The 26,405-nt window shown below is 64.7% G+C and carries 27 protein-coding genes, 1 tRNA gene and 1 pseudogene; 22 read left to right on the forward strand and 7 right to left on the reverse strand.

Going from position 1 to position 26,405, the window contains the following annotated elements; translation table 11 throughout:
• Positions 1 to 9 precede the first annotated feature (9 nt).
• The 7 genes from iscU (at position 10) to ACFQU0_RS21185 (ending at position 4,449) form a co-directional block, all read left to right on the forward strand.
• On the forward strand, positions 10 to 396 hold the full coding sequence (gene iscU / locus ACFQU0_RS21155; RefSeq protein WP_382204144.1) for a Fe-S cluster assembly scaffold IscU: 387 nt from the start codon (positions 10 to 12) through the stop codon (positions 394 to 396).
• A gap of 7 nt (positions 397 to 403) precedes the next feature.
• Positions 404 to 727 carry an iron-sulfur cluster assembly protein IscA gene (gene iscA / locus ACFQU0_RS21160; protein WP_382204146.1) on the forward strand — a complete coding sequence of 108 codons (324 nt, stop codon included), beginning with the start codon at positions 404 to 406 and terminating at the stop codon, positions 725 to 727.
• A gap of 19 nt (positions 728 to 746) precedes the next feature.
• Positions 747 to 1,265, forward strand: coding sequence for a Fe-S protein assembly co-chaperone HscB (gene hscB, locus ACFQU0_RS21165; RefSeq protein WP_382204383.1), 519 nt, complete (start codon positions 747 to 749; stop codon positions 1,263 to 1,265).
• A gap of 48 nt (positions 1,266 to 1,313) precedes the next feature.
• Positions 1,314 to 3,200, forward strand: a complete 1,887-nt coding sequence (gene hscA, locus ACFQU0_RS21170) for a Fe-S protein assembly chaperone HscA (RefSeq protein WP_382204148.1) — start codon at positions 1,314 to 1,316, stop codon at positions 3,198 to 3,200.
• A 1-nt stretch (position 3,201) separates the two neighbouring features.
• Positions 3,202 to 3,540, forward strand: coding sequence for an ISC system 2Fe-2S type ferredoxin (gene fdx / locus ACFQU0_RS21175; protein WP_382204150.1), 339 nt, complete (start codon positions 3,202 to 3,204; stop codon positions 3,538 to 3,540).
• Positions 3,541 to 3,554: 14 nt separating this feature from the next.
• Positions 3,555 to 4,280, forward strand: coding sequence for a DNA polymerase III subunit epsilon (gene dnaQ / locus ACFQU0_RS21180; protein ID WP_382204152.1), 726 nt, complete (start codon positions 3,555 to 3,557; stop codon positions 4,278 to 4,280).
• A 94-nt stretch (positions 4,281 to 4,374) separates the two neighbouring features.
• Positions 4,375 to 4,449 (forward strand) — tRNA-Val (locus ACFQU0_RS21185).
• Between the two features lie 56 nt (positions 4,450 to 4,505).
• On the opposite strand, the gene ACFQU0_RS21190 is transcribed toward ACFQU0_RS21185, so the two are convergent.
• Complete coding sequence (locus ACFQU0_RS21190; protein ID WP_382204154.1) at positions 4,506 to 5,144, reverse strand: hypothetical protein; 639 nt, start codon at positions 5,142 to 5,144, stop codon at positions 4,506 to 4,508.
• A gap of 123 nt (positions 5,145 to 5,267) precedes the next feature.
• On the opposite strand from ACFQU0_RS21190, the gene ACFQU0_RS21195 reads away from it, so the two are divergent.
• Positions 5,268 to 6,071, forward strand: a complete 804-nt coding sequence (locus ACFQU0_RS21195; RefSeq protein WP_382204155.1) for a ZIP family metal transporter — start codon at positions 5,268 to 5,270, stop codon at positions 6,069 to 6,071.
• 116 nt (positions 6,072 to 6,187) lie between these two features.
• Here the strand turns inward: ACFQU0_RS21195 and ACFQU0_RS21200 are convergent, their stop codons facing one another.
• The 3 genes from ACFQU0_RS21200 to ACFQU0_RS21210 are packed head-to-tail and all read right to left on the reverse strand — an operon-like array spanning position 6,188 to position 9,143.
• On the reverse strand, positions 6,188 to 7,060 hold the full coding sequence (locus ACFQU0_RS21200; protein ID WP_382204156.1) for a sulfurtransferase: 873 nt from the start codon (positions 7,058 to 7,060) through the stop codon (positions 6,188 to 6,190).
• Positions 7,057 to 7,935: a DMT family transporter gene (locus ACFQU0_RS21205; protein WP_382204158.1), complete on the reverse strand. Its 879-nt coding sequence runs from the start codon at positions 7,933 to 7,935 to the stop codon at positions 7,057 to 7,059. Before ACFQU0_RS21205 ends, ACFQU0_RS21200 begins: the two co-directional genes overlap by 4 nt.
• Before the next feature lie 53 nt (positions 7,936 to 7,988).
• Positions 7,989 to 9,143, reverse strand: coding sequence for an aromatic ring-hydroxylating oxygenase subunit alpha (locus ACFQU0_RS21210; RefSeq protein WP_382204160.1), 1,155 nt, complete (start codon positions 9,141 to 9,143; stop codon positions 7,989 to 7,991).
• Positions 9,144 to 9,356: 213 nt separating this feature from the next.
• Between ACFQU0_RS21210 and xseB the strand changes: the two genes are divergently transcribed.
• From xseB to dut, 7 genes are all read left to right on the forward strand, one after another.
• Positions 9,357 to 9,596: an exodeoxyribonuclease VII small subunit gene (gene xseB, locus ACFQU0_RS21215; RefSeq protein ID WP_382204162.1), complete on the forward strand. Its 240-nt coding sequence runs from the start codon at positions 9,357 to 9,359 to the stop codon at positions 9,594 to 9,596.
• Positions 9,593 to 10,489 carry a polyprenyl synthetase family protein gene (locus tag ACFQU0_RS21220; protein ID WP_382204163.1) on the forward strand — a complete coding sequence of 299 codons (897 nt, stop codon included), beginning with the start codon at positions 9,593 to 9,595 and terminating at the stop codon, positions 10,487 to 10,489. Before xseB ends, ACFQU0_RS21220 begins: the two co-directional genes overlap by 4 nt.
• A 36-nt stretch (positions 10,490 to 10,525) precedes the next feature.
• On the forward strand, positions 10,526 to 12,409 hold the full coding sequence (gene dxs, locus ACFQU0_RS21225; protein WP_382204165.1) for a 1-deoxy-D-xylulose-5-phosphate synthase: 1,884 nt from the start codon (positions 10,526 to 10,528) through the stop codon (positions 12,407 to 12,409).
• A 180-nt stretch (positions 12,410 to 12,589) separates the two neighbouring features.
• Complete coding sequence (locus ACFQU0_RS21230) at positions 12,590 to 13,669, forward strand: TRAP transporter substrate-binding protein (RefSeq protein ID WP_382204167.1); 1,080 nt, start codon at positions 12,590 to 12,592, stop codon at positions 13,667 to 13,669.
• A gap of 147 nt (positions 13,670 to 13,816) precedes the next feature.
• A complete protein-coding gene (locus tag ACFQU0_RS21235) occupies positions 13,817 to 14,416 on the forward strand; it encodes a TRAP transporter small permease subunit (RefSeq protein ID WP_382204168.1) in 600 nt (199 codons plus the stop codon).
• Positions 14,417 to 14,418: 2 nt separating this feature from the next.
• The gene (locus ACFQU0_RS21240) at positions 14,419 to 16,218 is read left to right on the forward strand and encodes a TRAP transporter large permease (RefSeq protein WP_382204170.1); all 1,800 of its coding nucleotides are present in this window, start codon (positions 14,419 to 14,421) and stop codon (positions 16,216 to 16,218) included.
• Positions 16,219 to 16,231: 13 nt separating this feature from the next.
• Entirely contained in the window at positions 16,232 to 16,681 is a 450-nt protein-coding gene (dut, locus tag ACFQU0_RS21245; RefSeq protein WP_382204385.1) for a dUTP diphosphatase, read from the forward strand.
• Positions 16,682 to 16,705: 24 nt separating this feature from the next.
• On the opposite strand, the gene ACFQU0_RS21250 is transcribed toward dut, so the two are convergent.
• A complete protein-coding gene (locus tag ACFQU0_RS21250; protein WP_382204172.1) occupies positions 16,706 to 17,224 on the reverse strand; it encodes an FKBP-type peptidyl-prolyl cis-trans isomerase in 519 nt (172 codons plus the stop codon).
• A 14-nt stretch (positions 17,225 to 17,238) separates the two neighbouring features.
• On the opposite strand from ACFQU0_RS21250, the gene ACFQU0_RS21255 reads away from it, so the two are divergent.
• The 3 genes from ACFQU0_RS21255 to ACFQU0_RS21265 all read left to right on the forward strand — a co-directional run bounded on the left by ACFQU0_RS21255 (position 17,239) and on the right by ACFQU0_RS21265 (position 19,360).
• The gene (locus ACFQU0_RS21255) at positions 17,239 to 18,393 is read left to right on the forward strand and encodes a JmjC domain-containing protein (protein ID WP_382204173.1); all 1,155 of its coding nucleotides are present in this window, start codon (positions 17,239 to 17,241) and stop codon (positions 18,391 to 18,393) included.
• Positions 18,386 to 18,913, forward strand: a complete 528-nt coding sequence (locus ACFQU0_RS21260; RefSeq protein ID WP_382204175.1) for a hypothetical protein — start codon at positions 18,386 to 18,388, stop codon at positions 18,911 to 18,913. Before ACFQU0_RS21255 ends, ACFQU0_RS21260 begins: the two co-directional genes overlap by 8 nt.
• A gap of 195 nt (positions 18,914 to 19,108) precedes the next feature.
• Positions 19,109 to 19,360: a hypothetical protein gene (locus ACFQU0_RS21265; protein ID WP_382204177.1), complete on the forward strand. Its 252-nt coding sequence runs from the start codon at positions 19,109 to 19,111 to the stop codon at positions 19,358 to 19,360.
• A 111-nt stretch (positions 19,361 to 19,471) separates the two neighbouring features.
• On the opposite strand, the gene ACFQU0_RS21270 is transcribed toward ACFQU0_RS21265, so the two are convergent.
• A complete protein-coding gene (locus ACFQU0_RS21270) occupies positions 19,472 to 20,443 on the reverse strand; it encodes a helix-turn-helix transcriptional regulator (protein WP_382204179.1) in 972 nt (323 codons plus the stop codon).
• Between the two features lie 125 nt (positions 20,444 to 20,568).
• On the opposite strand from ACFQU0_RS21270, the gene ACFQU0_RS21275 reads away from it, so the two are divergent.
• From ACFQU0_RS21275 to ACFQU0_RS21870, 3 genes and pseudogenes are all read left to right on the forward strand, one after another.
• On the forward strand, positions 20,569 to 20,754 hold the full coding sequence (locus tag ACFQU0_RS21275; RefSeq protein ID WP_382204181.1) for a hypothetical protein: 186 nt from the start codon (positions 20,569 to 20,571) through the stop codon (positions 20,752 to 20,754).
• 559 nt (positions 20,755 to 21,313) lie between these two features.
• Positions 21,314 to 22,924, forward strand: a pseudogene (locus ACFQU0_RS21865) (PAS domain-containing protein); the annotation flags it as partial.
• On the forward strand, positions 22,919 to 24,613 hold the full coding sequence (locus ACFQU0_RS21870; RefSeq protein WP_417452239.1) for a putative bifunctional diguanylate cyclase/phosphodiesterase: 1,695 nt from the start codon (positions 22,919 to 22,921) through the stop codon (positions 24,611 to 24,613). The pseudogene ACFQU0_RS21865 and the gene ACFQU0_RS21870, both read left to right, overlap by 6 nt.
• 20 nt (positions 24,614 to 24,633) lie before the next feature.
• Here the strand turns inward: ACFQU0_RS21870 and ACFQU0_RS21285 are convergent, their stop codons facing one another.
• The gene (locus ACFQU0_RS21285) at positions 24,634 to 25,572 is read right to left on the reverse strand and encodes an inositol monophosphatase family protein (protein WP_382204185.1); all 939 of its coding nucleotides are present in this window, start codon (positions 25,570 to 25,572) and stop codon (positions 24,634 to 24,636) included.
• Between the two features lie 90 nt (positions 25,573 to 25,662).
• Here ACFQU0_RS21285 and ACFQU0_RS21290 point away from each other — a divergent pair, with 90 nt between their 5' ends.
• On the forward strand, positions 25,663 to 26,403 hold the full coding sequence (locus tag ACFQU0_RS21290; protein WP_382204187.1) for an RNA methyltransferase: 741 nt from the start codon (positions 25,663 to 25,665) through the stop codon (positions 26,401 to 26,403).
• Positions 26,404 to 26,405 lie beyond the last annotated feature (2 nt).

The raw sequence follows: 26,405 nt of genomic DNA on the forward strand, positions 1-26,405 counted from the left end.
AGAAACACCATGGCTTACTCTGAAAAAGTGGTTGACCACTACGAAAACCCCCGCAACGTCGGCTCCTTTGAAAAGGGTGATGACACCGTGGGCACCGGCATGGTGGGCGCACCCGCCTGCGGCGACGTGATGAAGCTGCAGATCAAGGTGAACCCGCAAACCGGCGTCATCGAGGACGCGCGCTTCAAGACCTACGGCTGCGGCTCGGCCATCGCGTCGAGTTCGCTGGTGACCGAGTGGGTCAAGGGCAAGACGCTGGACGAAGCCGCGGCGCTCAAGAACAGCGAGATCGCCGAAGAACTGGCGCTGCCGCCGGTCAAGATTCACTGCTCCATCCTGGCCGAAGACGCCATCAAGGCGGCCGTGGACGATTACCGCAAAAAACACGCTCACTGAAGGCGCCATGTCGGTCACCATCACTGAGGCCGCTGCGCGGCACGTCACCAAATACATCAACCGCCGGGGCAAAGGTGTGGGTGTGCGTCTGGGCGTCAAGACCACCGGTTGCTCGGGCCTGGCCTACAAGCTCGAATACGCCGACGAAATTGCCCCAGAGGACGTGGTGTTTGAGGGCAACGGTGTCAAGGTGCTGGTGGACCCCAAAAGCCTGGCCTACATCGACGGCACCGAGCTCGATTTTGTGCGCGAAGGGCTGAACGAAGGCTTCAAGTTCCACAACCCCAACGAGCGCGACAAGTGCGGTTGTGGTGAGTCCTTCCGTGTCTGAGCCACAGGCGGCGTTGGCGCTGAACCTGCAGTCCAACGATTTTGTTCTGTTCGGCCTGCCGGAGCGCTTCGAGCAGGACCGCGCCACGCTGGACCAACGCTGGAAAGACCTGCAACGCCAGGTGCATCCCGACCGTTTTGCCGCCGATGCGGCCACCGCTCAGCGTGTGGCCATGCAGTGGTCGGTGCGGATCAACGAGGCGTACCAGAGGCTCAAAAATCCGCTCAAGCGCGCCGCCTATTTGTGCGAGCTGCGCGGTGCGCCCATACAGGCCGAAAACAACACCGCCATGCCTGCGGCCTTCTTGATGCAACAGATGGAATGGCGCGAGGCGCTGGACGAGGCGACCTCCGCTGCCGACTTGCAGGCGCTGAAGGCGCAGACCCAGTCGTCGGCCCGCGAGCTGACGGCGCAGCTGGCCCAGGCCCTGGACACCGACGGTGACGCCACTCGGGCTGCACAAAGCGTGAGAGCCCTCATGTTTGTCGAGCGATTTGCCTCAGAGGTCGAGGACCGCCTCGATCAACTGGGACAATAGCCTTTTTGCGTTCACCAACGGAGCCGTTCTTCCCCGGCTTCAGCTCACATGGCATTGCTGCAGATTTCCGAACCCGGCCAATCGCCCGACCCGCACCAGCGGCGCGTGGCGGTGGGCATTGACCTGGGCACCACCCATTCGTTGGTGGCGGCCGTGCGCCACGGCGTGGCCGAATGCCTGCCTGATGAACAGGGCCGCGTCATCCTGCCCAGCGTGGTGCGCTACCTGCCCACCGGCCAGGGCAGCGGCCGCCAGATCGGTTTTGACGCCCTGGCGGCCCAGGTGGACGACCCGGCCAACACCATCAGCTCCGTCAAGCGACTCATGGGCAGGCGCCTGGCCGACGTGGCCGATGCGGCGCGTCTGCCCTACACCGTGCTGGACCGCCCCGGCATGGCCGCTGTGGCCACGGTGGCTGGCGAAAAAAGCCCGGTAGAGGTCAGTGCCGAAATCCTGGCCACGCTGCGTTTCCGTGCCGAGGACAGCTTTGACGATGAGCTGTTTGGTGCCGTCATCACCGTGCCAGCCTATTTCGATGATGCCCAGCGCCAGGCGACCAAGGACGCGGCACAAATGGCCGGCCTCAAGGTGCTGCGCCTCATCAACGAACCCACGGCCGCGGCCATCGCTTACGGACTGGACAACGCCAGCGAAGGCGTTTACGCCATCTACGACCTGGGCGGCGGCACCTTCGACGTGTCCATCCTGCGGCTCACGCAGGGTGTGTTCGAGGTCATGGCCACAGGCGGCGACTCCGCCTTGGGCGGCGACGACTACGACCGTGCCCTGGCCGACTGGGTGTTGGCCGCCACTGGCCACACCACCCGTGCCACCGACTTCAGCGCCGGTGAACGTGCCCTGCTGATGCGCGAAGCGCGCCACTGCAAAGAGGCCTTGTCGGCTGTGGACGAGACCGGCAGCGTGACCTTCGAACTGGCCTTGCCCAGCCTGCAGCTCTTGCAGCCCGTCACGCTGGCGGACTTCGCCCAGGCCACCCGCGCGCTGACCGACCGCACCATCACCGCCGCCCGCAAGGTGCTGCGCGATGCGCACATCGACAAAAGTGAGGTGAAGGGCGTGGTCATGGTCGGTGGCTCCACGCGCATGCCGGTGGTGCGGCAGGCCGTGGCCCAATTTTTTGGCACCGAGCCGCTGGTCAACCTCAACCCCGACGAGGTGGTCGCGCTGGGCGCGGCCATCCAGGCCAACCAACTGGCGGGCAACAACCCGCAAGGCGACTTGTTGTTGCTCGATGTGATCCCGCTGTCGTTGGGCATCGAGACCATGGGCGGGTTGGTGGAGCGCATCGTGCCGCGCAACAGCCCCATTCCCACCGCTTTGGCGCAAGACTTCACCACCTTCAAGGACGGCCAGACCGCCCTGGCCATCCACGTGGTGCAAGGTGAACGCGACCTGGTGGCCGACTGCCGCAGCCTGGCGCGCTTCGAGTTGCGCGGCATTCCGCCCATGTCGGCCGGTGCGGCGCGCATTCGTGTGACCTTCACCATCGACGCCGATGGTTTGCTCAGTGTGAGCGCCAAAGAGCAGGGCACCGGGGTGGAAGCGCGTGTGGATGTGAAGCCCTCTTATGGCCTGAGCGACGAGCAGATCGCTGCCATGCTGCAGGATGGCTTTGCCACCGCTCAGCAAGACATGCAGGCCCGTGCGCTGGTGGAAGCCCGTGTGGACGCCGAGCGCATGCGCATGGCCACCCAGAGCGCGCTGGACGCCGATGGCGACCTGCTGAGCGAGGATGAGCGCGGTGTCATCCACGCCTTGGTGGCCGATTTGCTGGCGACCGAGTCCAAACAGGACGCTCCCACCATCGAAGCCGCCACCCAGGCGCTGGCCAAGGGCACAGAAGCCTTTGCAGCCATGCGCATGAACCGGGGCATTGCCCAGGCCCTCGCGGGCAAAAATGTCGAAAGCCTCTGATATGCCCGTCATCAAAATCCTGCCCCACCCCGAGTTCTGTCCGCAGGGCGCCAGCCTGTCGGCGCCGGCCGGCACCAGCATCTGCGAGGCGCTGCTCGACAACGCCATCGCCATCGAACACGCCTGCGACATGAGCTGTGCGTGCACCACCTGTCACGTCATCGTGCGCGAGGGTTTCAACAGCCTCAACGAGATGGAAGAAGGCGAGGAAGACTTGCTGGACCGCGCGTGGGGCCTGGAGCCCAACTCGCGCCTGAGCTGCCAGGCCATCCTCGCGCAGCAAGATCTGGTGGTGGAGATTCCCAAGTACTCCATCAACCACGCCCGCGAAAACCATTGAGCGAAGGCCCTCGCATGTCACGTCAGATTGTTCTGGACACAGAAACCACCGGTCTGTCGGCACAGAACGGCGACCGCATCATTGAAATCGGTTGTGTGGAGTTGCTTCACCGCAAGCTGACCGGCCGCAACCTGCACTTCTACATCAACCCCGAGCGCGACAGCCATGAAGACGCGCTGCGGGGGCACGGCATCAGCAATGAGTTTTTGCGCGACAAGCCCAAGTTTGCGGCCATTGCCGACGAGCTGGTGGCCTATTTGCACGACGCCGAACTCATCATCCACAACGCGCCGTTCGACATCGGTTTCCTGAACAAGGAAATGGAGCTGCTGGGCCGACCTCCCATCAACACCCTGGTGGGCGGCGTGACCGACACGCTGGTGATGGCCAAGGAGATGTTCCCAGGCAAACGCAACAGCCTGGACGCCTTGTGTGATCGGCTGGAGGTGGACAACTCGGGCCGCACCCTGCACGGCGCCTTGCTGGACGCGGAGCTGCTCGCCGATGTCTACATCAACATGACCCGTGGGCAGAACACCCTGGTCATGGACCTGGACAGCAACGACCAAACCGGCGGTGGCGACGAGGTGCAACAAATCGATCTGCGTGGCTTTGACCTGCCCGTGCCACGCGCCAATGAGCTGGAGTTGGCGGCGCACGAGGCGTTGTTGGCCGATCTGGACAAGTCCACCAAAGGCAAGACGCTGTGGCGCCGGCACGAACCGCAACTGGCCGCATGATTTTTTGCCGGCTTTTCAATTTGGCTGAAAATCAGGCTATAATTTGAGGCTCGCAAGATGACAAGACAGCACGTTTGTTGATGCAAGCGAATTTGGGTCGTTAGCTCAGGGGTAGAGCACCACATTCACACTGTGGGGGTCGGAGGTTCGAAGCCTCCACGACCCACCAAATTCCAGCAAAAAAGCCACGCAAACGCGTGGCTTTTTTGCTTCTGGCACGTGCCTTCAGCGCACCGCTGTCGCCAAGCCCATGCCGGTGACCTCGGCCGGGCGCCAGAACAGGTTGGCCTTGCAGTCGGCTTGCGCCATGACGTGAAACACCGCCTCGGCGGTGGGCGGCGGCAACATGGCGCGCAGATAGCGGGTGAGTGTGAGGGCTTGAGCGCGACCGATTTCCGGCTCGCAGCGCGGGGTGCTGATTTCGGCGTCACCCGGCACCCGAGAGATGCCGATGCGGGCCAGTGAGGGGTGGACGCCCAGCACCCGTTCCCGTCCCGCCGCAAACACCAGCACACAGCTGGTGAGGCAATCGCTTCCTGGTGCCACGCGGGTGTTGAAGTTGCGGTTGCGCAGCATGGCACCCATGGTCACCGCCGCGCCGATCTGCCCGTGGGGCGCGTTGAGCACCAGCCACCGTTCGGTGCAGCTTTGTTGTTCCAGGCGGCTCAAGGATTGCGACAGGCGCTGCACCGCGTTCTGATCGATGTCGCCGGTGAGTGTCAGTTCGCATTGGCCGGCGCGACGCTCCAGTTCAATGCGGGCCACACCCGCGTCGGCGGTGGCGCTGGGTTTCGGGGGCGTCGAGCAGCCCGCCAGCCACACGGCGGCGCACAGTGCCAAGAGGCGAAGGGAGGGTGTATTCATGCGAGAGACATCCAAACCGTGAAGGTGCTTGACACACTTGCTAAGATGCGATTGTCACCCGCTGCAGCGATGCTCACATCGCAGGCGGGTATTTTTCTTCCCGGCTTGTCCGGCGTACGCATCATGCTTTTGTTGGCAATTTTGACGGCCACCCTGGTGGCGGGCATTGGTAGTGTGTGGGTGGCCGCCGTGCTCAGCATGGCCATGCTGGCACGCTACACGCAGCACATGCTGAGCCTGGCGGCCGGCGCCTTGTTGGCCACCGCTTTCATGCACCTGCTGCCCGAGGCGTTCAACAGCGACGCGGGTGCGAAGGAGCTGTTCGCGCTTTTGTTGGGCGGTGTGGTGTTCTTTTTTCTGCTCGACAAGGCCGAGCTGTGGCACCACGGGCACGAACACCACCATGACCACTCACACGCGGGCGCGCATGACCACGGGCACGCGCATCACCACGGCCATGACCATGGCCGCTCTGGCGGTGGTTGGGCGGTGCTGGCGGGTGACAGCGTGCATGCGTTTGGCGACGGCGTCATGATCGCGTCGGCGTTTGTCGCCGACATCCGCCTGGGGGTGGTGGCTGCATTGGCGGTGTTGGCACACGAGGTGCCCCACCACATGGGCGATCTGGTGGTGTTGCAAAAGAGTTCCGGCACGCGGCGTGCGGCGTTGCTCAAGGTGTCGATGGCCGGCACGGTGACGGCCTTGGGTGGCCTCACCGGCTACCTGCTGGTCAACCAATTGAACGACTATCTGCCCTATTTCCTGGTGGCGGCATCCAGCAGTTTTGTGTACGTGGCCTTGGCCGACCTGATTCCGCAACTGCAGAAAAAACTTGGCATGCGCGAGACCGTCTCACAAATCTTCTGGCTGCTGGCCGGTATTGCCCTGGTGACGGTGGTCAGTGGCCTCGCCCACGGCGGTCACTGATACGGCTTCGCATTCAAGCGCATCACTGCGTTGGTTCGCCTCGCCGTGCTACAGCACTGTCTTCGGCTTCCCGCCTTGTTCTGCGCTCGAATGCGAAGCCGTATGAGTCGGATGTATCACCCCTGGGCGATGGGCAGACCGGGGGTGTTGCACCACTCGCTCCAGCTGCCCGCGAACAAGGCCGCGCGGCCCAGTCCAGCGATCTCCATGCCCAGCACATTGGGGATGGCGCTCACGCCGCTGCCACAGTGGTGCACCACACTCGCGGGATCGCGACCAGCCAGCAAGGTGTCGAATTCCTGCCGCAGTTGTGCGGCGGATTTGAAATGGCCATCTTGCGTGAGGTTCAAACCAAACGGTCGGTTCAAGGCGCCCGGGATGTGCCCCGCTACCGGGTCCAGTGGCTCCACCTCGCCCCGGAAACGTGGCGTGGCGCGCGCATCCAGCACCACCTGGTCTGGGTGTCCGAGTTGCTCGAAAAGTTGCTGGGCCGACACCAGCCGGGCGCGTGCCGGTGACAGGGTGAAGTCCCCGGTGGGGCGGGAGGTTTTGTCGGGTCCGCTGGCAACCGAACCACCTGCGGCCTGCCACGCTTGCAGGCCACCGTCGAGCACCGCCACCGCTTCGTGGCCGCACCACTTCAGCATCCACCACAAGCGGCCACAGTAGTTGGCGCCCTGGCGGTCCACCACCACCACCTGCATGTCGGCTGACAGGCCCACGCTGCGCAGCCAGGCGGCAAACGTTTCGCGCGAGGGCAACGGGTGGCGACCACCGGACGCGGCATCGGCGGCGCCCGTTTTGTCGCTCAGGTCGCGGTCAAGGTGCGCGTACACCGCCCCGGGGATGTGGGCCTGCTCAAACTGTTGCTCGCCCGCCGCCGGGCTGGTGAGGTCAAAGCTGCAGTCGAACACCAACAGTGGCTGGCCGCTGGCGATCAGGGCTTGCAGCTGGGCGACGTCGATCAGGGTGGTGAAGGGGGCGTTCATGCGTGTTCCTCTGCAGGGCTGTCGGGCACTTCGCGTTCGCGCAGCACGGTGGCGGCGACGCCGCTGACGATGATCAGGGCCATGCCGGCCCAGCCCACCCAGGGCAGGCGGTCGCCAAACACCACCAGACCGTACAACGCCGCGAAGACGATGCCTGAGTATTGCAGGTTGGCCACCACCAGGGTGGCGCCGCTGGCGTAGGCACGGGTCATGCACAGCTGGCCCAGCACCGCCAGCAAACCAATGGGCAGCAGCCACAGCACGTGGGCGCCGTTCCAGGGAGAAACCCCTGCGAACACCATGCCGCCTGCGCCCACAAGCACCGCACCGACGGAGAAATAGAAGACGGTCCGGCTTTCAGGCTCGCCCACACGCGACAGCGCCGACACCTGCAGGTAAGCCAGCGCCGACGTGACGCCCGACGCCAGCCCCACCAGCGCGCCCACCACCTGGTCGGGCGCCAGTGTGGGCCGCAGGACCAGGGCCACACCAGCAAAACCGGCCAGCACGGTGGCAAACAGCGGCCCCTGCCGACGCACCGGCAGGTTGCGCCCCTGCATCAGCAGCGCGCCACCGAGCAGAAACGTGGCGATCCAGATGCTGCTCATGTAGTTGAGCGTCATGGCGGTGCCCAGTGGCAGGATGGCAATGGCGTAGAACCAGGCCGCCAACGAAATGGTGCCGACCACGCTGCGCCACACGTGCATCATGGGCACCTGGGTGCGCAGCGACACGCCGCGCACACGCGTCATGGCGTAGAGAAACACCACGCCGAAGATGCCTCGGTAGCAGACGATTTCGAAGCTGTTGAAGTGCGCCGAGGCGAACTTGATGCACACCCCCATGCTGGCGAACAGAAAAGAGGCCAGCAGCATCCACAGCGCTTGCTGGCCTTTGGCCGGAATGGCTTGGGTGGCGGTCGGAATGTTCAGCCTCGCAGCGAATCGCCCAGGTGGCGGCGGTACCACTCGTGGAAGTGCTGCATGCCATCTTCCATGGGGCTCTGGTAGGGGCCGACCTCGTTGTCGCCGCGCGCCAGCAAGGCCTTGCGACCGGCGTCCATGCGTTCGGCGATCTCGTCGTCCTCGATGCAGGTTTCCATGTAGGCGGCGCGCTGGGCCTCGACGAACTCGCGCTCAAAGGCGGCGATGTCCTCGGGGTAGTAGAACTCCACCATGTTCAGCGTTTTGTCCACGCTGATGGGGTGCAAGGTGGAAACGGTGAGCACGTGCGGGTACCACTCCACCATGATGTGGGGGTAGTAGGTCAGCCAGATGGCACCGTGTTCGGGCATGGCGCCGTTGCGGTACTGCATGAGCTGCTGGTGCCAGCGCTGGTACACCGGGCTGCCGGCCTTGCCCAGGAGGTTGGCCGCGCCCACGGTTTGCACCGAGTACTCGGGCTTGAACTCCCAGCGCAGGTCTTCGCAGGTCACAAAATTGCCCAGACCGGGGTGGAAGGGCGCGACGTGGTAGTCCTCCAGGTAGACCTCGATGAAGGTTTTCCAGTTGTAGTTGCAGGTGTGCAGCTCCACGTGGTCCAGCACCATGCCATCAAAGTTCAGCGCGGCACGCGGGCCCATGTTGGCCAGGTCGGCGGCGATGTCGCGGCCGTTGTCTTCGAACAGCAGGCCGTTCCATTCGCGCAGCGGGTAGCGCTTGAGGTCCAGGCAGGGGTCTTGTGTGAAGTGTGGGGCGCCCAGCAGATTGCCCAGTTTTGTACCTGGAGCGCTGCCGCCGTTGTACGTCCAGCGGTGCAGCGGGCACACGATGTGGCCACCGGCGCTGCCGTTGCGCTGTTCGTTGAGGTTGCCCCGGTCCTTGAGCATCACCGCCTGCCGGTGGCGGCAGACGTTGGAGACCAGCTCCACACCTTGTGCGGTGTGCACCAGTGCGCGGCCCTGGCCTTCCTGCGGCAGAGCGTAATAGTCACCCAGGTTGGCGACGGCGTTTTGGTGCCCCACATAGCGGGGCCCGCGCTGAAAGATGGTCTCCAGTTCGCGCTGGAACAGCGCCTCGTCGAAGTAACTGGAAACTGGAAGTTGGCTTGCGGCCTGCTGCAGTTGAAGACTTAAATCAGACATCGTGGTCGTGACCTAGAGACTCCCCCTATGAAGGGGCAGGGTAAGCGCTTGTCGACGGTGAAGTCAGCGCGGAAGGGGTGGATAGAGCCCGGGCTCCTGAAAACGAAAGGGGGCGATTGTACCCCGGGGGTGTGAGGGCACCGTTTGGGCGGGCCACTAAAATGCGAGGTTTGGCACACGCCTTCCGGCGCTGGGCCGTCTATTTATTTGCCCATGTCCAAAACCGCCGCCGCCAAGGCGCCCGCCCCGCCCGCCACCTACGAAGCCGCGTTGCAAGAGCTGGAACAGCTGGTCGCTGCGCTGGACGCTGGTCAGTTGCCGCTGGACCAGTTGCTGGCCCAGTACCAACGTGGTGCCGAACTGCTGCGTTTTTGCCGCTCACAGCTGGACACGGTGGAGCAGCAGATACGTGTGTTCGAAAACGGCACGACGCAGCCCTGGAGTGCCCAGTGAACGCTGCCACCCTGGATTTTGCGGCTTGGAGCCAGGCACAGCTGGCCAAGGTGGAGCGCGCGCTCGAAACCTGGGTGCCGGTGGACGCGCCCGCCCGGCTGGGCGAGGCCATGCGCTACGCCGTGCTCGACGGTGGCAAACGCTTGCGCCCCTTGCTGGTCTTGGCGGCAGCAGAGGCCGTGGGTGGTCAGCCGCAGGCGGCCTTGCGTGCCGCGTGTGCCGTTGAGCTGATCCATGCCTATTCGCTGGTGCACGACGACATGCCCTGCATGGACAACGACGTGTTGCGCCGGGGCAAACCCACGGTGCATGTGCAGTTTGGCGAGGCCCAGGCGCTGCTGGCGGGCGATGCCTTGCAGGCGCTTGCCTTTGAGTTGCTGCTGCCCGGCGAAGACGTGCTGCCCGCCGCGGTGAGCGCGCGCCTGTGCCGCCTGTTGGCCCAGGCCGCCGGTGCACAGGGCATGGCCGGTGGGCAGGCCATCGATCTGGCCAGCGTGGGCCAGATGCTGGACCAGGTGGCACTGGAAGACATGCACCGCAAGAAGACAGGTGCTCTGTTGCAGGCCAGCGTGCTCATGGGTGCCGCTTGCGCGGGGGTGACACAGCCGCAGCGCGACGCCCTGGCCGACTATGGTGCCGCTCTGGGCCTGGCTTTCCAGGTGGTGGACGACATCCTGGACGTGGTGGCCGATTCGGCCACGCTGGGCAAAACCGCCGGCAAGGATGCCGCCAACGACAAGCCCACCTTTGTGTCACTGATGGGGCTGGACGCTGCGCGTGCCTATGCCCAAGCGTTGATCGAACGTGCCCAGGCAGCCCTGGCACGCAGTGGTCTGACCGACACCCGCGCGCTGGCGGCGCTGGCCCAACAGGTGGTGCAGCGTTCCCACTGAGCCCCCCGACAACGGATATCGAAAGTACCCCTCGCGATGAGCGCCTTGTTGCCCACCATCCAATCGCCCGCCGACCTGCGCCGCCTGCAGCGCACACAACTGCGTCCGCTGGCCGACGAGCTGCGGCAGTTTGTGCTCGACAGCGTGTCCAAGACCGGTGGGCACCTCAGCTCCAACCTGGGCACGGTGGAGCTGACCGTGGCCTTGCACTACGTGTTCAACACGCCCGAGGACCGCATCGTCTGGGACGTTGGGCACCAGACCTACCCGCACAAAATCCTGACCGGCCGGCGTGAGCGCATGCACACGCTGCGTCAGTTGGGTGGCATCAGCGGCTTTCCCCAGCGGGCCGAAAGCGAGTACGACACCTTCGGCACGGCGCACTCATCCACCAGCATCTCAGCCGCACTGGGCATGGCTGTGGCCGCACGCCAGAAGGGCGAAGACCGCCACGCCATCGCGGTGATCGGCGACGGCGCCATGACCGCCGGCATGGCCTTCGAGGCGCTCAACAACGCGGGTGTGGAGCACTGCCGGCTGCTGGTCATCCTCAACGACAACGACATGTCCATCAGCCCGCCGGTGGGCGCACTCAACCGCTACCTGGCGCAGCTCATGAGCGGGCAGTTTTATGCGGCGGCCAAAAACGTGGGCAAAAGTGTGCTCAAGCCGGTGCCCCCGCTGTTTGAACTGGCCAAGCGGCTGGAGCAGCAGGCCAAGGGCATGGTGGTGCCGGCCACCCTGTTCGAAAAATTCGGCTTCAATTACATCGGCCCCATCGATGGCCACGACCTGGACTCGCTGATCCCCACGCTCGAAAACATCAAGCAGTTGGAGGGCCCGCAGTTTTTGCACGTGGTCACCAAAAAGGGCCAGGGCTACAAGCTGGCCGAGGCCGATCCGGTGGCCTACCACGGGCCCGGCAAGTTCGATCCTGCCGTGGGCCTCACGCCGCCGGCCACACCACCCAAGACCACCTTCACCCAGGTGTTTGGCCAGTGGCTGTGCGACATGGCCGAGGCCGACAAACGCCTGGTGGGCATCACACCCGCCATGCGCGAAGGCTCGGGCATGGTCGAGTTCCACAAACGTTTTCCCGAGCGCTACCACGATGTGGGCATCGCCGAACAACATGCCGTGACCTTTGCCGCCGGCCTGGCCTGTGAGGGCCTCAAGCCGGTGGTGGCCATCTACTCCACCTTTCTGCAGCGCGCCTACGACCAGTTGATCCACGACGTGGCGCTGCAAAACCTGCCGGTGGTGTTTGCGCTGGACCGCGCTGGCCTGGTGGGGGCCGACGGCGCCACCCACGCGGGTAACTACGACATCGCTTACCTGCGCTGCATCCCCAACATGGCCGTGGCCTGCCCGGCCGACGAGGCCGAGTGCCGGCAATTGCTGAGCACGGCATACGAACAGAACCACCCGGTTGCGGTGCGTTACCCGCGCGGGGCAGGCATTGGCCGGCCGCAGCCCGCTGACTTGGGCGGTCTGCCTTATGGCAAGGGCGAGTGGCGCCGCCGCGGGCAGGGGGTGGCCATCCTCGCGTTCGGCACCTTGTTGTACCCGGCGCTCCAGGCTGCCGAGGGCCTGAACGCCAGTGTGGCGAACATGCGCTGGGCCAAGCCTCTCGATGTGGAACTGTTGCTGGAACTGGCCCGCAGCCACAGTGGCTTGGTGACGGTGGAAGACGGCGCCACCATGGGTGGGGCCGGCAGCGCCGTGTTGGAAGCACTGCAAGCTGCCGGGCTGAGCCTGCCGGTGCTGCAGCTGGGCTTGCCGGATCAGTTCATCGAACACGGTGACCCGGTGAAGCTGCTGAGCCTGCAGGGCCTGGATGCCGAAGGCATCGAGCGGCGCGTCCAAGAGCGTTTTTCGCACCTGGTCGGTGCGGCTTCCGCCGCTTCAGCGACCACCTGATTTTTCAAGAATGCGACCGTGAAAATTTTTCACGGCGTTTGGTGTTCAAACCGGCGTTTGCGAGGGAAAACCCCCAAGTTTCGGGGAGTTCTGCTTCCTACAATGCGCAAGCCTTCACACACAGGCGAGGCGGTGTCCAGTGCGCCGCCGACCGTCAACAATCCAAATCGGAGTCAAACCATGGATCGTCGTTCAATCATCAAACATGCAGGCATCGCCGGCGTGCTGGCCGCAGGCGCCGCACCTGCTGTGCATGCCCAGGCAGCCATCCGCTGGCGCCTGACCTCCAGCTTCCCCAAGGCGCTGGACACCATTCACGGCGCGGCCGACGTGTTCGCCAAGAAGGTCAACGAGATGTCCGGCGGCAAGTTCTCGGTCACCGTGCACGCTCCTGGCGAACTGGTGCCGGCGTTCGGCATTGTGGACGCTGTGCAGCAAGGCACCGTGGAAGCCGGTCACACCGCACCCTATTACTACTTCGGCAAGGACGACACCTTTGCCATGGGCACGGCGATTCCGTTTGGTCTGAACAGCCGCCAGCTCACCGCCTGGTACTACGACGGCAACGGCCTCAAGCTGTTCCGCGAGTTCTACGACCAGTACAACATCGTCAACTTCCCCGGCGGCAACACGGGCGCCCAGATGGGTGGCTGGTACCGCAAGGAAATCAAGTCCCTGGCCGACGTCAAGGGTCTGAAGATGCGCGTCGGCGGGTTCGCTGGCAAGGTCATGAGCCGCATGGGCGCCGTGCCCCAGAACATCCCCGGTGGCGAAATCTACCAGGCGCTGGAAAAAGGCACCATCGACGCGACCGAATGGATCGGGCCGTACGACGATGAAAAGCTGGGCTTCCAGAAAGTGGCCAAGAACTATTACTACCCCGGCTGGTGGGAAGGCGGCGCACAGCTGGACTTCTACATCAACAAGGCGGCCTTCAACGCCCTGTCGACCGAGAACAAGGCCATCGTGGAAACCGCTGCATCGCACGCCCACACCATGATGCAGGCCATGTACGACGCCCGCAACCCGGGGGCCTTGAAGCGCCTGGTGGCTGGTGGCGCCAAGCTGCTGCCCTTCCCCAAGGCGGTGATGGACGAGGCGTACAAGCAGTCGATGGCTTTGTACAGCGAACTCAGCGCCAGCAACCCGAACTGGAAGAAGATCTACACGGACTACTCGGCGTTCCGCAAGGACCAGAACCTGTGGTTCCGCTTCACCGAAGCGCGTTTCGACTCCTACATGCAGTCGGCCAAGCTGTAAGCAGCTTGCTGTGCCGGCACCAAACCCCGCACCCGCGGGGTTTTTTGCTGCAATGCTTCGCCGTAAGACGGGTGTGGCCAGCCGGGACGTTGGCCGATCCGATAGACTTTGCGCCCGTTTGCCTTCACCCTCCATCCAGGGGTTCCCATGTCACTACTGCTCAAACTTTCACGCCTGATCGACGCGCTGACCAACCTCATTGGCAAGCTGGCGATGTGGATGATCCTGGCCACCACCCTCATCAGCGCTGGCAACGCCATCATCCGCAAGCTGTTTGGCACCAGTTCCAATGCCTGGCTGGAAATCCAGTGGTACCTGTTTGCCGCCGTTTTCATGCTGGGCAGTGGCTACGCCTTTCTGCGCAACGCACACGTGCGCATCGATTTCATTTCCAGCCGCTTCAGTGCCCGCACACGCAACTGGATCGACGTGGGAGGCATCCTCGTTTTTGTGTTTCCGCTGTGTTATCTGCTCATCAGCCTGGGCATGCCCTTGTTCCTGAACGCCTGGAACAGCGGTGAGATGTCGTCCAACGCGGGCGGCCTGTTGCGCTGGCCCGTGTACGCCCTCATCCCGCTGGGTTTTTTACTGCTCTTTGTGCAGAGCATCAGCGAATTGATCAAGCGCTTTGCGTTTCTTACCGGCAACGGCCCCGATCCCCTGGCCCATGACGGCCCCAGCGATGAAGAACTGCTGGCACAACAACTCCTGGAAGAAGAAGCGCTGCGCCTGAAGGGAGCCAACTGATCATGATCGAATTCATCTCTGCCAACTTTGTGCCGCTGATGTTTGGCGGCTTGCTGGTGTTTTTGCTGACCGGTTTTCCCGTGGCTTTCTCGTTGGCCGCGACCGGTTTGTTTTTTGGCCTGATTGGTATGGAAGTGGGGCTGTTCCCCGACAACCTGTTCCAGGCTTTGCCGCTGCGTGTGTTCGGCATCATGCAGAACGACACCCTGCTGGCCATCCCCTTCTTCACCTTCATGGGCATCATCCTTGAGCGCAGCCGCATGGCCGAGGACTTGCTCGAAACCGTGGCCCAGGTGTTTGGTCCGGTGCGCGGTGGCCTGGCGGTGGCTGTGGTGTTGGTGGGTGCGCTGCTGGCGGCCACCACGGGCGTGGTCGCTGCGGCGGTCATTTCCATGGGCCTGATTTCGCTGCCCATCATGCTGCGCTACGGCTACAACCGCACCATCGCCACCGGCACCATCACCGCGTCCGGCACGCTGGCGCAGGCACTGCCGCCCTCGCTGGTGCTGATCGTGCTGGCCGACCAGTTGGGCCGTTCGGTGGGTGACATGTATGCCGGTGCCTTGATACCTGGCCTGCTGCTGGTGGGCTTGTACCTGGCCTTCATCGCCGCCGTGGCGTTGCTCAAACCCGACTGGGTGCCCGCGTTGCCGCTGGAGGCGCGCATCTACTCCGAACCCAATGGCAGCAGCGGACACCGCTCCTTGCTGCTGCTGCTGCTGGCCTGTGGCGCGGCTGCTTATGGCTGGTCACAGATTCACGACAGCATGATGGCGCAGTGGATTGGTCGTGAGAATCCGGCCGCCACCGATGAGGTGTTCATCCTCTCCGCCACGGTTGGCTCGGTGTTGGCCTTGGCGCTGGCGCTGCTCAACCGCTTGTTCCGCCTGGGGCTGTTGTCGCGCCTGGCTGAGCAGGTCACCTTTGTTCTGATCCCACCGCTGGTGCTGATTTTCCTGGTCCTGGGCACCATCTTCCTGGGCATTGCCACGCCCACCGAAGGCGGCGCCATGGGCGCGCTGGGTGCCTTGATCATGGCGGGCTCCCGCAATCGTTTGTCGTTTGACCTGATGAAACAGGCGCTGGAGAACACCACCAAATTGGCTGTTTTTGTGCTGTTCATCCTGATTGGCTCGACAGTGTTCAGCTTCACCTTCAATGCGGCCGATGGTCACATCTGGGTGGAACACCTGTTCGACAAACTGCCAGGTGGCCAGCTCGGGTTCCTGATTTTTGTGAACGCCCTGGTGTTTGTGCTGGGCATGTTCATCGACTTTTTCGAGATCGCTTTCATCATCATCCCGCTGCTCGCCCCGGTGGCTGAGAAGATGGGCATCGACCTGATCTGGTTCGGCATCATCATCGCGATGAACCTGCAGACCTCGTTCCTGACGCCGCCGTTCGGTTTTGCGCTGTTCTACCTGCGCAGCGTGGCGGCCCGCAACGATTACACCGACCAGATCACCAAGCAGCGCATCCCAGCGGTGACCACGGCGCAGATCTACAAGGGCTCGATTGCGTTCATCATTCTGCAGTTGCTTATGGTGGCGGCCATCATTGCGTTCCCGGGCATGGTCACGGGCAGCCTGGGTGAGAAGGTCAAGGTCGATGAATCGGCTGTGACCGACATGCTCAACAACATGCCGGGCATGGAGGACACCGACTCGGGCCAAGAAGCCAGCCAGGAAGGCATGGGCGCCGAGCCCGCTGCCGAAGGCGAAGCCGCTCCGGCTGAAGAAGCTGCGGCCGAGGACGATCCGGCCAAGGCGCTCCAGGACGCCGTCAAGGAAGACAAGAAGTGAAGGTGCCATGCACATGCTGATTGATGTGCGGGTCATGGATGCGCGCATGGCCGGCCAGCTGCCGGCCTACGCCACGCCTGGCAGCGCCGGCCTGGACCTGCGTGCCTGCCTGGATGAGCCTGTTCTGTTGGCGCCCAACGCCTGGCAGCTCGTGCCCACCGGGCTGGCCATCCACCTCAGGGACCCGGGGTACGCGGCGCTCATCCTGCCGCGCTCCGGACTTGGCCACAAACACGGCATTGTGCTGGGCAACCTGGTCGGCCTGATCGACAGCGACTACCAAGGCCAGCTCATGGTGAGCGCCTGGAACCGCAGCGACGTGGCCTACACCCTGCAACCCATGGAGCGCCTGGCACAACTGGTCATCGTGCCGGTGGTGCAGGCGCAGTTTCGTGTCGTGGATGACTTCGATCACGCCACCGAACGTGGCGCCGGCGGCTACGGTTCCACCGGCAAAGCCTGACGCTGGCGGGTCAGCGTCAGCGCCTCAGTGCAGGGTCGCGTCCGGCGGCGAGCCGGTCTGCACATTGAAAAAACCGGTGCCCAGCGTGCCCCGGCCAATTTCTTCTTCCGTCGCTTCGCGCACCTGGTGCACACGCAACTGCAGGCGCAACGCGATGCCGGCCAGCGGGTGGTTGGCGTCCAGCACCACGTGCTCGGGGTAGATTTCGCTCACGAAGTACACCAGATCGCGTGGTGCGTCCGGGTTGCAGCCTTCGGGCAGGCCTTCAAAGGCCATGCCGATGTCCAGTTCGGCCGGAAAATGCGAGAGCGGCTCCAGAAACAGCAACTGGTCGTCGAAGTCGCCAAAGGCGTGTTCGGGTTCGAGGTGCAGGTCGATTTTGTCGCCCGCCTCATGACCCATCAGGCCCTCTTCAATTTTGGCCAGCAGATCGCCGCCGCCCAGCAGAAACTCCACCGGGTCATCCGATTCGTCCAGCACTTCACCCAGGGTGTCCTTGAGCGTCCAGCTCAGCGACACCACACATTGTTCCGAAATTTTCATCGCACAATTGTCCCATGATCTCCTCAGCGCCCCCCAGCCTCCCGCCCGCTCCCGACCAGGCCCTGGCCTTGTTGGGTGGGCTCACCCCTCAGCAATTCATGCGTCGGCACTGGCACAAAAAGCCTTTGCTGGTGCGCCAGGCCCTACCGGCGTTTGTGCCGCCGCTGGACCGCAAGGCGCTGTTCGATCTGGCGGCCCACGAAGGTGTGGAGTCCCGGCTGATCGCGCACGGTGGCAAGGGGTGGCAGCTCAAACACGGCCCGTTTGCGCGCCGCAGCCTGCCGCCGCTGGAGCAGGCGCGCTGGACCCTGCTGGTGCAGGGTGTGGACTTGCACAGCAACGCCGCGCATGAGCTGATGAGCCGTTTTCGTTTTGTGCCCGATGCGCGGCTGGACGATTTGATGATCTCTTGGGCCAGCCCCGGGGGCGGTGTGGGGCCACACTTCGACAGCTACGACGTGTTCCTGCTGCAGGCCACCGGCCAGCGCCGCTGGCGCATCGGCCGCCAGAAAGACCTGAGCCTGCAGCCCGATGTGCCGCTCAAAATCCTGCAGCACTTTGAGCCTGAGGAAGAGTGGGTGCTCAACCCCGGCGACATGTTGTACCTGCCGCCGCGTTGGGCACACGACGGCGACGCCGTGGGAGGCGACTGCATGACCTGTTCCATCGGTTTCCGTTCGCCTCAGCGTGGTGGCTTGGCCGGTGAGCTGGCTCTGCGCTTGGCTGACGAACACGAGGACACCACGCTCTACCGCGACCCGAGCCAGCCCGCCACCGCCACGCCGGCGCGTGTGCCCGAAGCCTTGCAACAGTTTGCGGCCGACGGCTTGCGCCGCCTGTTGGCCGAGGGCGATTTGTTGGCTTGCACCCTGGGCGAGGTCTTGACCGAGCCCAAACCCACGGTCTGGTTCGACGAACCGGCGGCCGCGTGGTCGGGCGGCGCGCTGCAACTGGACCGCCGCAGCCGCATGATGTACGACGACAAGCATGTGTTCATCAACGGCGAGAGTTTTCGGGCCGGTGGTGCCGATGCGCGCCTGATGCGGCAACTCGCCGATGAACACCGGCTGGACGCGCGCGCCTTGGCCCGTGCCAGTGAGGGCGCGCGCGCGCTGCTGGCCGAATGGGTGGACAGCGGCTGGCTGATCGAGGTGCCCGGCGATGACTGACAACCCAACCCCACAGCCTTCGCCTGTTCCGTGGCCGGAGGGGCGTTTTGTTGGCAGGGCGAACTTTCACAACCTGCTGGTTCAGGGCGTGCAGCAAGCCGCTCACCATGCCTGCCCGTTGCTCTGGCTGTGTGACCCTGACTTTGCCGATTGGCCGCTGGGCGAACGCCAGTTGATGCAGGCGCTGGACGACTGGGCGGTGGCCACACGCACCCACCCGTTGGCGCAACTGCGTGTGCTGGGCCAACGGTTCGACGACATGCGCCTGCGCCATGCGCGTTTTGTGGACTTGCGGGCGCGTTGGTCGCACCGCGTGGAGGTTCGTGTCTGGTCGGCGGGCCAGGCCAGTTTGCCCAGTGTGTTGTGGACGCCCTCGTGGACGATGCAGCGGCTGGACAGTGCCCGCGATGTGGCCGTGGCCACCACCGAAACAGTGCAGCGCACGCGGCTGGATGAAGCGCTGCAACAGCTCTGGTCACAGGCCAGACCGGGTTTTCCTGCGACCGCACTGGGTTTGTAGGAAACACCTGGCCACAATATTTCACAAAAATCAATATTTCAGGGTAAGTGCTATTGACTTTTTCGGATATGATCCGGCCGCTTTGTCTTCTGCACTTGTGTGCAAGGCAAATCCGGCCGGCAGTGCTTCACATCGGGGGTGCCTGTTTGCCGAATCCAACATCGTCCCGAACCCCTGCATCAGAGCTCTGACACCATGAACAAGTCGTTTGTTTTCGCCGCCGTGCTGGCCGCCGCTACCCTGGCCGCCTGCGGCAAGAAGGAAGAAGCGCCCGCGCCCGCACCTGCACCCGCTGCTGAAGCCGCCCCTGCCGCTCCCGCCGCTGCACCGGCCGACGCTGCTGCCGCACCTGCTGCTGCTGCCCCCGCCGCAGCCGCACCTGCTGCCGACGCCGCTGCCGCCCCGGCTGCTGCTCCCGCTGCTGCTGAAGAAGCCAAGAAGCCCTGATGTTGCTGTTGCGCCAGCGCCACCGGTTGGTGGCCTGGCGAAGCATCTGAACCCGCCGAGCCATGCGCTTGCGCGGGTTTTTCTTTGCCTCAATGGGTGCTCGGTCCACGCTCAGGCTTGGGCATATTGCTCTGCTGCCTTGCGCAAGGCTTCAGCGACCTTCTGCCGCAGTTCGGGGGGGTGCACCACCTCGCAGTCCGGGCCGTGGCGCAGGATGTCGCCCAGCAGTTCGCGGTCGTCCGCGTAGGGCAGCTCCAACACGTAACTGCCATCCGGCTCCACCTGGGCCGACTGGTCGGGGTGCCATTGCTCGCCACTCACCCAACGCGCCCGTTGAGGGGTGAATCGCAGGCGCGCCCGGGCGACGGGCGGCCCACTGAAAATGCCGTAGCCGGCTTGCATGGCTCGCTTGAGCTGCTCGGCCGGGACATCCACAGCCGGTGTGTCGGTCAGCATCTCGCAGCGCTCCAACGCGTCCACCGAAAAGCTGCGCAGGTCTTCGCGCAAATGGCACCAGGCGTCCAGGTACCAGTTGTCGCGGTAGTGCACCAGCTGCTGAGGCGACACCTCGCGTTCCACCCGTTGCCCGGTGGCGCGGTTGAAGTGGCGCAGCCACAAGCGCTTGCGTTGCAGCGTCGCGCTGGCCACGGTGTCGAAGGCCTGAGGCGGCAGCCGCCGCTGCCCCGCGTGCACCACCCGCATGCGTTGCGCCAGACCGAGGCTGTCGATGTCGATGTCGTGCAGCAGGTGGGCCAGGCGCTCGCGCAGGGGCGCCAGTTTGTGCCCCAGCAGCCCTGGCGCCAGTTCGCTCAGCAAGTGTTGCAAGGTGACCAGGGCGACCAGTTCCTGCGGTGTCAGCCACATGCCGGGCAGCTCGCGGCGTGTGTTGCCTGGGGCCAGCCGGTAGCCACCGGCCAGGCGGTCGTACACCACAGGTAACGACAAGGTTTCGCGCAGCCGCGCCATGTCGCGTTTGAGCGTCGCAATCGAGATGCCCAAGGTGGCCATGAGTTCTTCGCTGGCCACCGCGTGGCGGCTGGTCAGCAGGCTTTTGTAGCGGTAGAGGCGATCTATCTCGTTCATGTTGCGAGCATGCCCGATTTCCGTATCGCGTTTTGATACGGAGGCGCCGTACCTTTGGTGGGTCGTCCTTTGCCAGCGGGGTGAGGCGGCACCAACCCACCTGATTCACGAAGGGAAGCATTCACATGGCACGGTTTCAACAATGGTTTTCGCAACTTGTCCGCCGCGCGCCCGGGCTGGCCGCTGATGCCGCCGGTGCTGGACACGCAGCGTGGCGTGTCATGCCACCCAGCGATCCGACACAGCCCCTGTGGCTGGTGCCCGCCTACCAGCGCCAGCGCCGCTCAGGCGATCGCCTGATGCCGCGCTGAACGGCGCGCGCAAACAACGCCTGCGCCCGTGCCCGGGCGTGGATCGGTTCGTCCAGCGGCACAAGCTGCGATACTTTGGGCAATGGTCTTCACCGCCCTGCTGATCGATGCCGACCCCCAGCGCGTGCACGCGCTGAGCGGTGCGCTGGTCTCGTTGGGTGCGGTGCAACCGGTCGAGGTGGTGAGCTCACGCGCGGCAGCGGTGCAGCGGCTGACGCACGACGGCCCCGTGCCCGAGGTGGTGGTGATGGCCTTGATGTTGCCGGACGGTTGCATGACCGAGCTGGATCTGCCCTGGGAGCGGTGGCCTGCCCTGGTGCATGTGGCGCCGGGGGAGGAGGCGCTCGCGGCCCAGGCCATGCGGCGTGGTGTGAGCGACTACTTCATTGTCGATCCGGCTGCGGGCTATTTGCACGCATTCCCCGAGCAGGTGCGTGCCGTGATGGCCAAGGCCGACAACCTGCGGCAGTTGCAGAGCACCGTGCAACGCCTGGATTTGGTGCTGGGCGCGGTGGATCTGGGCCTGTGGGACCGCGATCTGCGCAGTGGCCGTGAGCTGATGGACGAGCGTTGGTTTGCGCTGCTGGGCCATGTCCGTGGCGACATGGAAACCGACCACGGGCGTTGGTTGTCCCTGGTCCACCCCGCCGACGCCTTGCAGCTGGAGCACCAGCGCCAGCTGGTGGTCAGCGGCGACCTCTCGATGCTTGAGACCGAGTTCCGCATGCGCCACCGCGCCGGACATTGGCTGTGGATACACAGCCGCGGCCGCACCGTGGAGCATTCGCCCGACGGCACGCCCTTGCGCATGGTGGGCTCACATGCCGATGTGAGCACCCGCAAACAGGCCGAACACACCCTGGCTCGGCAACACCGTCTGCTGCAGGCGGTGAGCCGGGCACAAAACAGCTACATCGAGCAAAGCCACCTGCAGGGCGCGTTTCAGCTGCTGCTGGAGGAGCTGCTTCAGGTCACCGACAGTGAATACGGGCTGGTGGGCGAAGTGGTGCCGCGTCCGGGCAGCGTGCCCTACCTGCGCATCCATGCCATGACCAACATCGCCTGGGACGCGCCCTCGCAGGCGCTCTACGCCAAGGTGGCCGAGGGCGGCATGGTTTTTGACAGCCCCGACAGCCTGCTGGGCGTGACCCTGCGCACCGGCAAGGCCGTGATCGCGAACGACCCCAACAACGACCCGCGTGCCACAGGGCGACCGCACGGGCACCCGCCTTTGCGTGCCTACCTGGGTTTGCCGGTCAAGCTGGATGGGGAGCTGGTGGCCCTGGTGGGGCTGGCGAACCAGCCCGAGGGCTACACCCAGGCCGATGCCGACTTTCTGGCCCCCTTCATCAGCACCGTGGGGCAGCTGTTCCGCGCCTGGCGCGTGGAGCAACAACGCACCCAGGCGCAGCAGGAGTTGCAGATCGCCCTCGACAGCATGGACCAGGGCCTGTTGCGGGTCGATGCGCATGGCGTGGTCACCAGTTTCAACCAGCGCGCGCTCGATCTGCTGGATTTGCCGGCCGCGTTGCTGGCCTCCAAGCCCGACTTCCATGCCTTGGTGAACCACCAGAAGGAGCAGGGCGCCTTTGGGCCACAGTTCGAGTTGGTGGACCCCGGTGGCCGCGCTTACGTGAGCGACGCAGCCAGGCTTGACAGCGAAGGCCTGCCCGCGCCCGGCAGCTATTGGCGGCGCACGCTCAAGGGCCTGGCGCTTGAGGTGCGTACGCGGGCGCTGCCCGACGGTGGCATGGTGCGCACCTATGCCGACGTGACCGGCTACTTCGACGCCCAAGAGGCGCTGGCGCAGAGCGAGGCCCGGTTTCGCAGCCTGGTGGAGCTGTCGTCCGACTGGTATTGGGAGCAGGACGCACAGTTCCGTTTTGTGCAGGCGGCCGGCGACCTGGAGCGGGGCACCGGCATGTCGATTGAGGACCACCTGGGCAAGACGCGGCAGGAAATCGGCGCCCTCAACATGACCGATGCGGACTGGGCCGAACACCAGCGCCTGCTGGAGGCGCACCAGGTGTTTCGCGACCTGGAGTTGCTGCGCGAAGGCGAGCACGGTCAAACCTTTTGGGTCAGCATGAGCGGTGCCCCCATCTTTGACGCCATGGGTCGCTTTACCGGCTACCGTGGCGTGGGCCGCAACATCGATGCGCGCATGAAGGCCCAGCAGGAGGTGCAGGCCGCCCGCCACCGGCTGCAGGCCATTCTGGAAGCGATACCCGACCCGTTGTTTGAAATCACGGCCGACGGGCACTACGTGTACGTGAGCTGCAACGACGAGCGCTTGTTGGCCATGTCGCCCGAGCATTTGTTGGGGCGCCACATCAACGAGGTGCTGGCGCCCGAGGCGGCTGAGGTGGTGCAGGCTGCCATCGCCGAGGCGCGCGCGCAGGGCGCTTCAGTGGGGCGGCAATACCCCTTGTTGTTGCCCGAGGGCGAACGCTGGTTTGAACTCTCGGTGACGCGCAAACCCGTGCAGGCCGGCGAGACCGAGCGCTTCATCATGCTGGCCCACGACGTGACCGACCGCAAGCATGCCGAAGAGGAAATCGAGCGGCTGGCTTTTCACGACGTCCTGACCGGGCTGCCCAACCGCCGCCTGTTGCTCGACCGCCTGGCCATGGCCATCACCGGCAGCGTGCGCGCGGGCCAACACGGCGCGTTGCTGTTCATCGACCTGGACAACTTCAAAGACCTCAACGACACCTTGGGCCACGACCGGGGCGACGAGCTCTTGCAACTGGTGGCGCAGCGGCTGCAAAGCGGCGTGCGCAGCGCCGACACCGTGGCACGTCTGGGCGGCGACGAGTTTGTGCTCATGCTGGTGGGCTTGCACGCTGACGTGGCACAGGCGGCTTCGGAGGCCGAGGCCATTGCGCGCAAGGTGCTGGTCATGCTCAACCAACCCTATGTGCTCGCTGGGCGCGAGCACAACAGCTCGCCCAGCATAGGTGTGGCCTTGTTTGGCCATGGCGATGACACCGTGGACGAGTTGCTCAAACGCGCGGATCTGGCCATGTACCGAGCCAAGATCGAAGGCCGTAACACACTGCGCTTTTTCGACCCCCAGATGCAGGCGGCGGTGCTGGCACGCGCCTCGCTGGAGGCCGACCTCCGCGTGGGCCTGCAACGCGACGAACTGGCGCTGTTTTTCCAGCCGGTGGTCGATGCTGCCGGGCGAATGGTCGGCGCAGAAGCACTGGTGCGATGGCGCCATCCCCAGAGGGGCATGGTGTCGCCGGCCGATTTCATCCCGGTGGCGGAGCAAAGTGGCCTGATCCTGCCGCTGGGGCAGTGGGTGCTGGAGCGGGCCTGCGAGTGCCTGCGGGGCTGGGCCGACACACCGGGGCTGGCGCACATGAGTCTGGCCGTCAACATCAGCGCGCGCGAATTCCGCAGTGCCGGTTTTGTGGCGCAGGTCAGCGAGGCCGTGGCCCGCGCCGGCATCAACCCATCGCGGCTCAAACTGGAACTGACCGAAAGCGTGTTACTGCACGACACCGAGGAAATTGCCGACAAGATGAACCGGCTCAGAGCCTGTGGCCTGAGCTTCTCGCTGGACGACTTCGGCACCGGCTATTCCAGCCTGAGCTACCTCAAGCGCTTGCCGCTGGACCAGCTCAAGATCGACCAGAGTTTTGTGCGCGACGTGCTCGACGATCCGGACGATGCGGCCATTGTTCGCACCATTTTGGCCCTGGCGCAGAGCTTGGGGCTGGCGGTGGTGGCCGAGGGCGTGGAAACCCGTGGGCAACGCGATTTCCTCGCGCTCAACGGGTGCCGCCAGTTCCAGGGCTACCTGTTCGGGCGGCCTTCGCCCAACATGGACGATTTCACCCCGCTGCTGTAGCTGGGCAGCAGGCGAGCAGGTCAGAAGGGCGCGTCTTCGCCGTGCGAGCGGGTGTCCGCAGCGGCGTCATCGGTGGCGCTGTCGGCCGAAGGGGCGCCCGTGGCGATTTCGCCGGTGGACTGGCGGACAGCCGCCTTGTCGCCCGCGCTGGCAAATTTGCTGTACTTGCCCACCACCGTCACCAGTTGGCCGTAGATGCGCGGGTTGGCGGCCAGGCATTCCTTTTGTTCCAGAAAGTCGGCCTCGCCGGTGAAGTTGCCGACCAGGCCGCCGGCCTCGGTCACCAGCAGCGAGCCTGCGGCCACGTCCCAAGGGCTCAGACCCATCTCGAAAAAGCCGTCGGAGAAGCCAGCGGCCACGTAGGCCAGGTCGAGCGCGGCCGAGCCGGGGCGGCGCACGCCGGCGCACAGCGGCATCACGTCGGCCAGCATGGCCATGTAGGTCTTGAAATGGTCGCCCGGGCGGAAAGGGAAGCCGGTGGACAGCAGCGTGTCGCGCAACGTGGTGCGCTTGGCCACGCGGATGCGGCGCTCGTTGAGGTAGGCGCCGCGGCCACGCGTGGCGCAGAACAGGTCGTTGCGGGTGGGGTCGTAGACCACGGCCTGCTCGATGCGGCCCTTGACCATGAGCGCAATGCTCACGCAATAGACCGGGAAGCCGTGGATGAAGTTGGTCGTGCCGTCCAGTGGATCGATGATCCACACGTGGTCTTTGTCGCGGCCCCGGCCTTCGCGCTGGCCCGATTCCTCGGCCCAGATGCCGTGGTCGGGGTAGGCGGTGAGCAGCGTTTCGATGATGGCTTTTTCGGCGGCCTGATCGATTTCGGTGACGAAATCGTTGGTCTGCTTGGCGGCTACGCGCACGGATTCGACATCGAGTGCGGCGCGGTTGATGATGGTGCCAGCGGTACGGGCGGCCTTGATGGCCACGTTGAGCATGGGGTGCAGGTTGGACGACATGACTTGTTTAAGAGCAAAAAAAAGGCCGCTCGATGGCGGTGACAATAGCGCGATTTTACCCGCCCGGCCAGCCCGGTGGCAAACCCCGCCATGAAGACCCGTTTTGTCCTGATCGAAACCAGCCATGCCGGCAATGTGGGCGGCGTGGCCCGCGCCATGAAGGTGATGGGCTTTGACGACCTGGTGCTGGTGCGGCCCCGTTGGGCCAACGTGTTGCGCCGCGAAGAAACCATACAGCGCGCCAGCGGCGCCAACGACGTGCTGGCCAACGCCCGCATCGTGGACACGCTGGACGGGGCGCTGGACGGCATCACCCACCTGTGCGCCACCGCCATGACCCCGCGCGACTTTGGTCCGACCACGCGCAGCCCGCGCCAGCACCTGCCCACGCTGGTGGCACCCGACGCGCCGCCCCAAGCAGGTGTCGCATTTCTGTTTGGCAGCGAGCGTTTTGGCATGGCCAACGAAGATGTGTACCGTTGCCACATGTGCCTGAGCATTCCCACTGCGCCGAACTTCGGCTCGCTCAACCTCGCGGCGGCGGTGCAATTGATTGCCTACGAGTGGCGTGAGGCCCTGGGTGGTTTTGCCTTGCCACCCAGTGGCACACCCGAGCAGGTGCCGGCCGACGCGCGTGCGGTGGCCGGCGTGCTGGACCACTGGCAGCAGGCGCTCATCGACGTGGGTTTCCTCGATCCGGCCGCGCCCAAGAAGCTGATACCGCGCCTGAACCAGTTGCTCAACCGGGCGCAACTGGCCGAGGAAGAAATCCACATCCTGCGTGGTGTTGCCCGCGCCGTGCAGCAGATGGCGGCGAAGGCGAAGCGATAGAC

Source organism: Hydrogenophaga defluvii, from assembly GCF_042665235.1.
GTDB classification, from domain to species: domain Bacteria; phylum Pseudomonadota; class Gammaproteobacteria; order Burkholderiales; family Burkholderiaceae_C; genus Hydrogenophaga; species Hydrogenophaga defluvii_A.

Bases quoted from the DNA above. Each gene is read 5' to 3' on its own strand.
- iscU (WP_382204144.1), top strand. From the start codon at position 10: ATGGCTTACTCTGAAAAAGTGGTTGACCACTACGAAAACCCCCGCAAC.
- iscA (WP_382204146.1), top strand. From the start codon at position 404: ATGTCGGTCACCATCACTGAGGCCGCTGCGCGGCACGTCACCAAATAC.
- hscA (WP_382204148.1), top strand. From the start codon at position 1,314: ATGGCATTGCTGCAGATTTCCGAACCCGGCCAATCGCCCGACCCGCAC.
- fdx (WP_382204150.1), top strand. From the start codon at position 3,202: ATGCCCGTCATCAAAATCCTGCCCCACCCCGAGTTCTGTCCGCAGGGC.
- dnaQ (WP_382204152.1), top strand. From the start codon at position 3,555: ATGTCACGTCAGATTGTTCTGGACACAGAAACCACCGGTCTGTCGGCA.
- ACFQU0_RS21190 (WP_382204154.1), bottom strand. From the start codon at position 5,144: ATGAATACACCCTCCCTTCGCCTCTTGGCACTGTGCGCCGCCGTGTGG.
- ACFQU0_RS21195 (WP_382204155.1), top strand. From the start codon at position 5,268: ATGCTTTTGTTGGCAATTTTGACGGCCACCCTGGTGGCGGGCATTGGT.
- ACFQU0_RS21200 (WP_382204156.1), bottom strand. From the start codon at position 7,060: ATGAACGCCCCCTTCACCACCCTGATCGACGTCGCCCAGCTGCAAGCC.
- ACFQU0_RS21205 (WP_382204158.1), bottom strand. From the start codon at position 7,935: ATGCTGCTGGCCTCTTTTCTGTTCGCCAGCATGGGGGTGTGCATCAAG.
- ACFQU0_RS21210 (WP_382204160.1), bottom strand. From the start codon at position 9,143: ATGTCTGATTTAAGTCTTCAACTGCAGCAGGCCGCAAGCCAACTTCCA.
- xseB (WP_382204162.1), top strand. From the start codon at position 9,357: ATGTCCAAAACCGCCGCCGCCAAGGCGCCCGCCCCGCCCGCCACCTAC.
- dxs (WP_382204165.1), top strand. From the start codon at position 10,526: ATGAGCGCCTTGTTGCCCACCATCCAATCGCCCGCCGACCTGCGCCGC.
- ACFQU0_RS21230 (WP_382204167.1), top strand. From the start codon at position 12,590: ATGGATCGTCGTTCAATCATCAAACATGCAGGCATCGCCGGCGTGCTG.
- ACFQU0_RS21235 (WP_382204168.1), top strand. From the start codon at position 13,817: ATGTCACTACTGCTCAAACTTTCACGCCTGATCGACGCGCTGACCAAC.
- ACFQU0_RS21240 (WP_382204170.1), top strand. From the start codon at position 14,419: ATGATCGAATTCATCTCTGCCAACTTTGTGCCGCTGATGTTTGGCGGC.
- dut (WP_382204385.1), top strand. From the start codon at position 16,232: ATGCTGATTGATGTGCGGGTCATGGATGCGCGCATGGCCGGCCAGCTG.
- ACFQU0_RS21250 (WP_382204172.1), bottom strand. From the start codon at position 17,224: ATGAAAATTTCGGAACAATGTGTGGTGTCGCTGAGCTGGACGCTCAAG.
- ACFQU0_RS21255 (WP_382204173.1), top strand. From the start codon at position 17,239: ATGATCTCCTCAGCGCCCCCCAGCCTCCCGCCCGCTCCCGACCAGGCC.
- ACFQU0_RS21260 (WP_382204175.1), top strand. From the start codon at position 18,386: ATGACTGACAACCCAACCCCACAGCCTTCGCCTGTTCCGTGGCCGGAG.
- ACFQU0_RS21265 (WP_382204177.1), top strand. From the start codon at position 19,109: ATGAACAAGTCGTTTGTTTTCGCCGCCGTGCTGGCCGCCGCTACCCTG.
- ACFQU0_RS21270 (WP_382204179.1), bottom strand. From the start codon at position 20,443: ATGAACGAGATAGATCGCCTCTACCGCTACAAAAGCCTGCTGACCAGC.
- ACFQU0_RS21275 (WP_382204181.1), top strand. From the start codon at position 20,569: ATGGCACGGTTTCAACAATGGTTTTCGCAACTTGTCCGCCGCGCGCCC.
- ACFQU0_RS21870 (WP_417452239.1), top strand. From the start codon at position 22,919: ATGAAGGCCCAGCAGGAGGTGCAGGCCGCCCGCCACCGGCTGCAGGCC.
- ACFQU0_RS21285 (WP_382204185.1), bottom strand. From the start codon at position 25,572: ATGTCGTCCAACCTGCACCCCATGCTCAACGTGGCCATCAAGGCCGCC.
- ACFQU0_RS21290 (WP_382204187.1), top strand. From the start codon at position 25,663: ATGAAGACCCGTTTTGTCCTGATCGAAACCAGCCATGCCGGCAATGTG.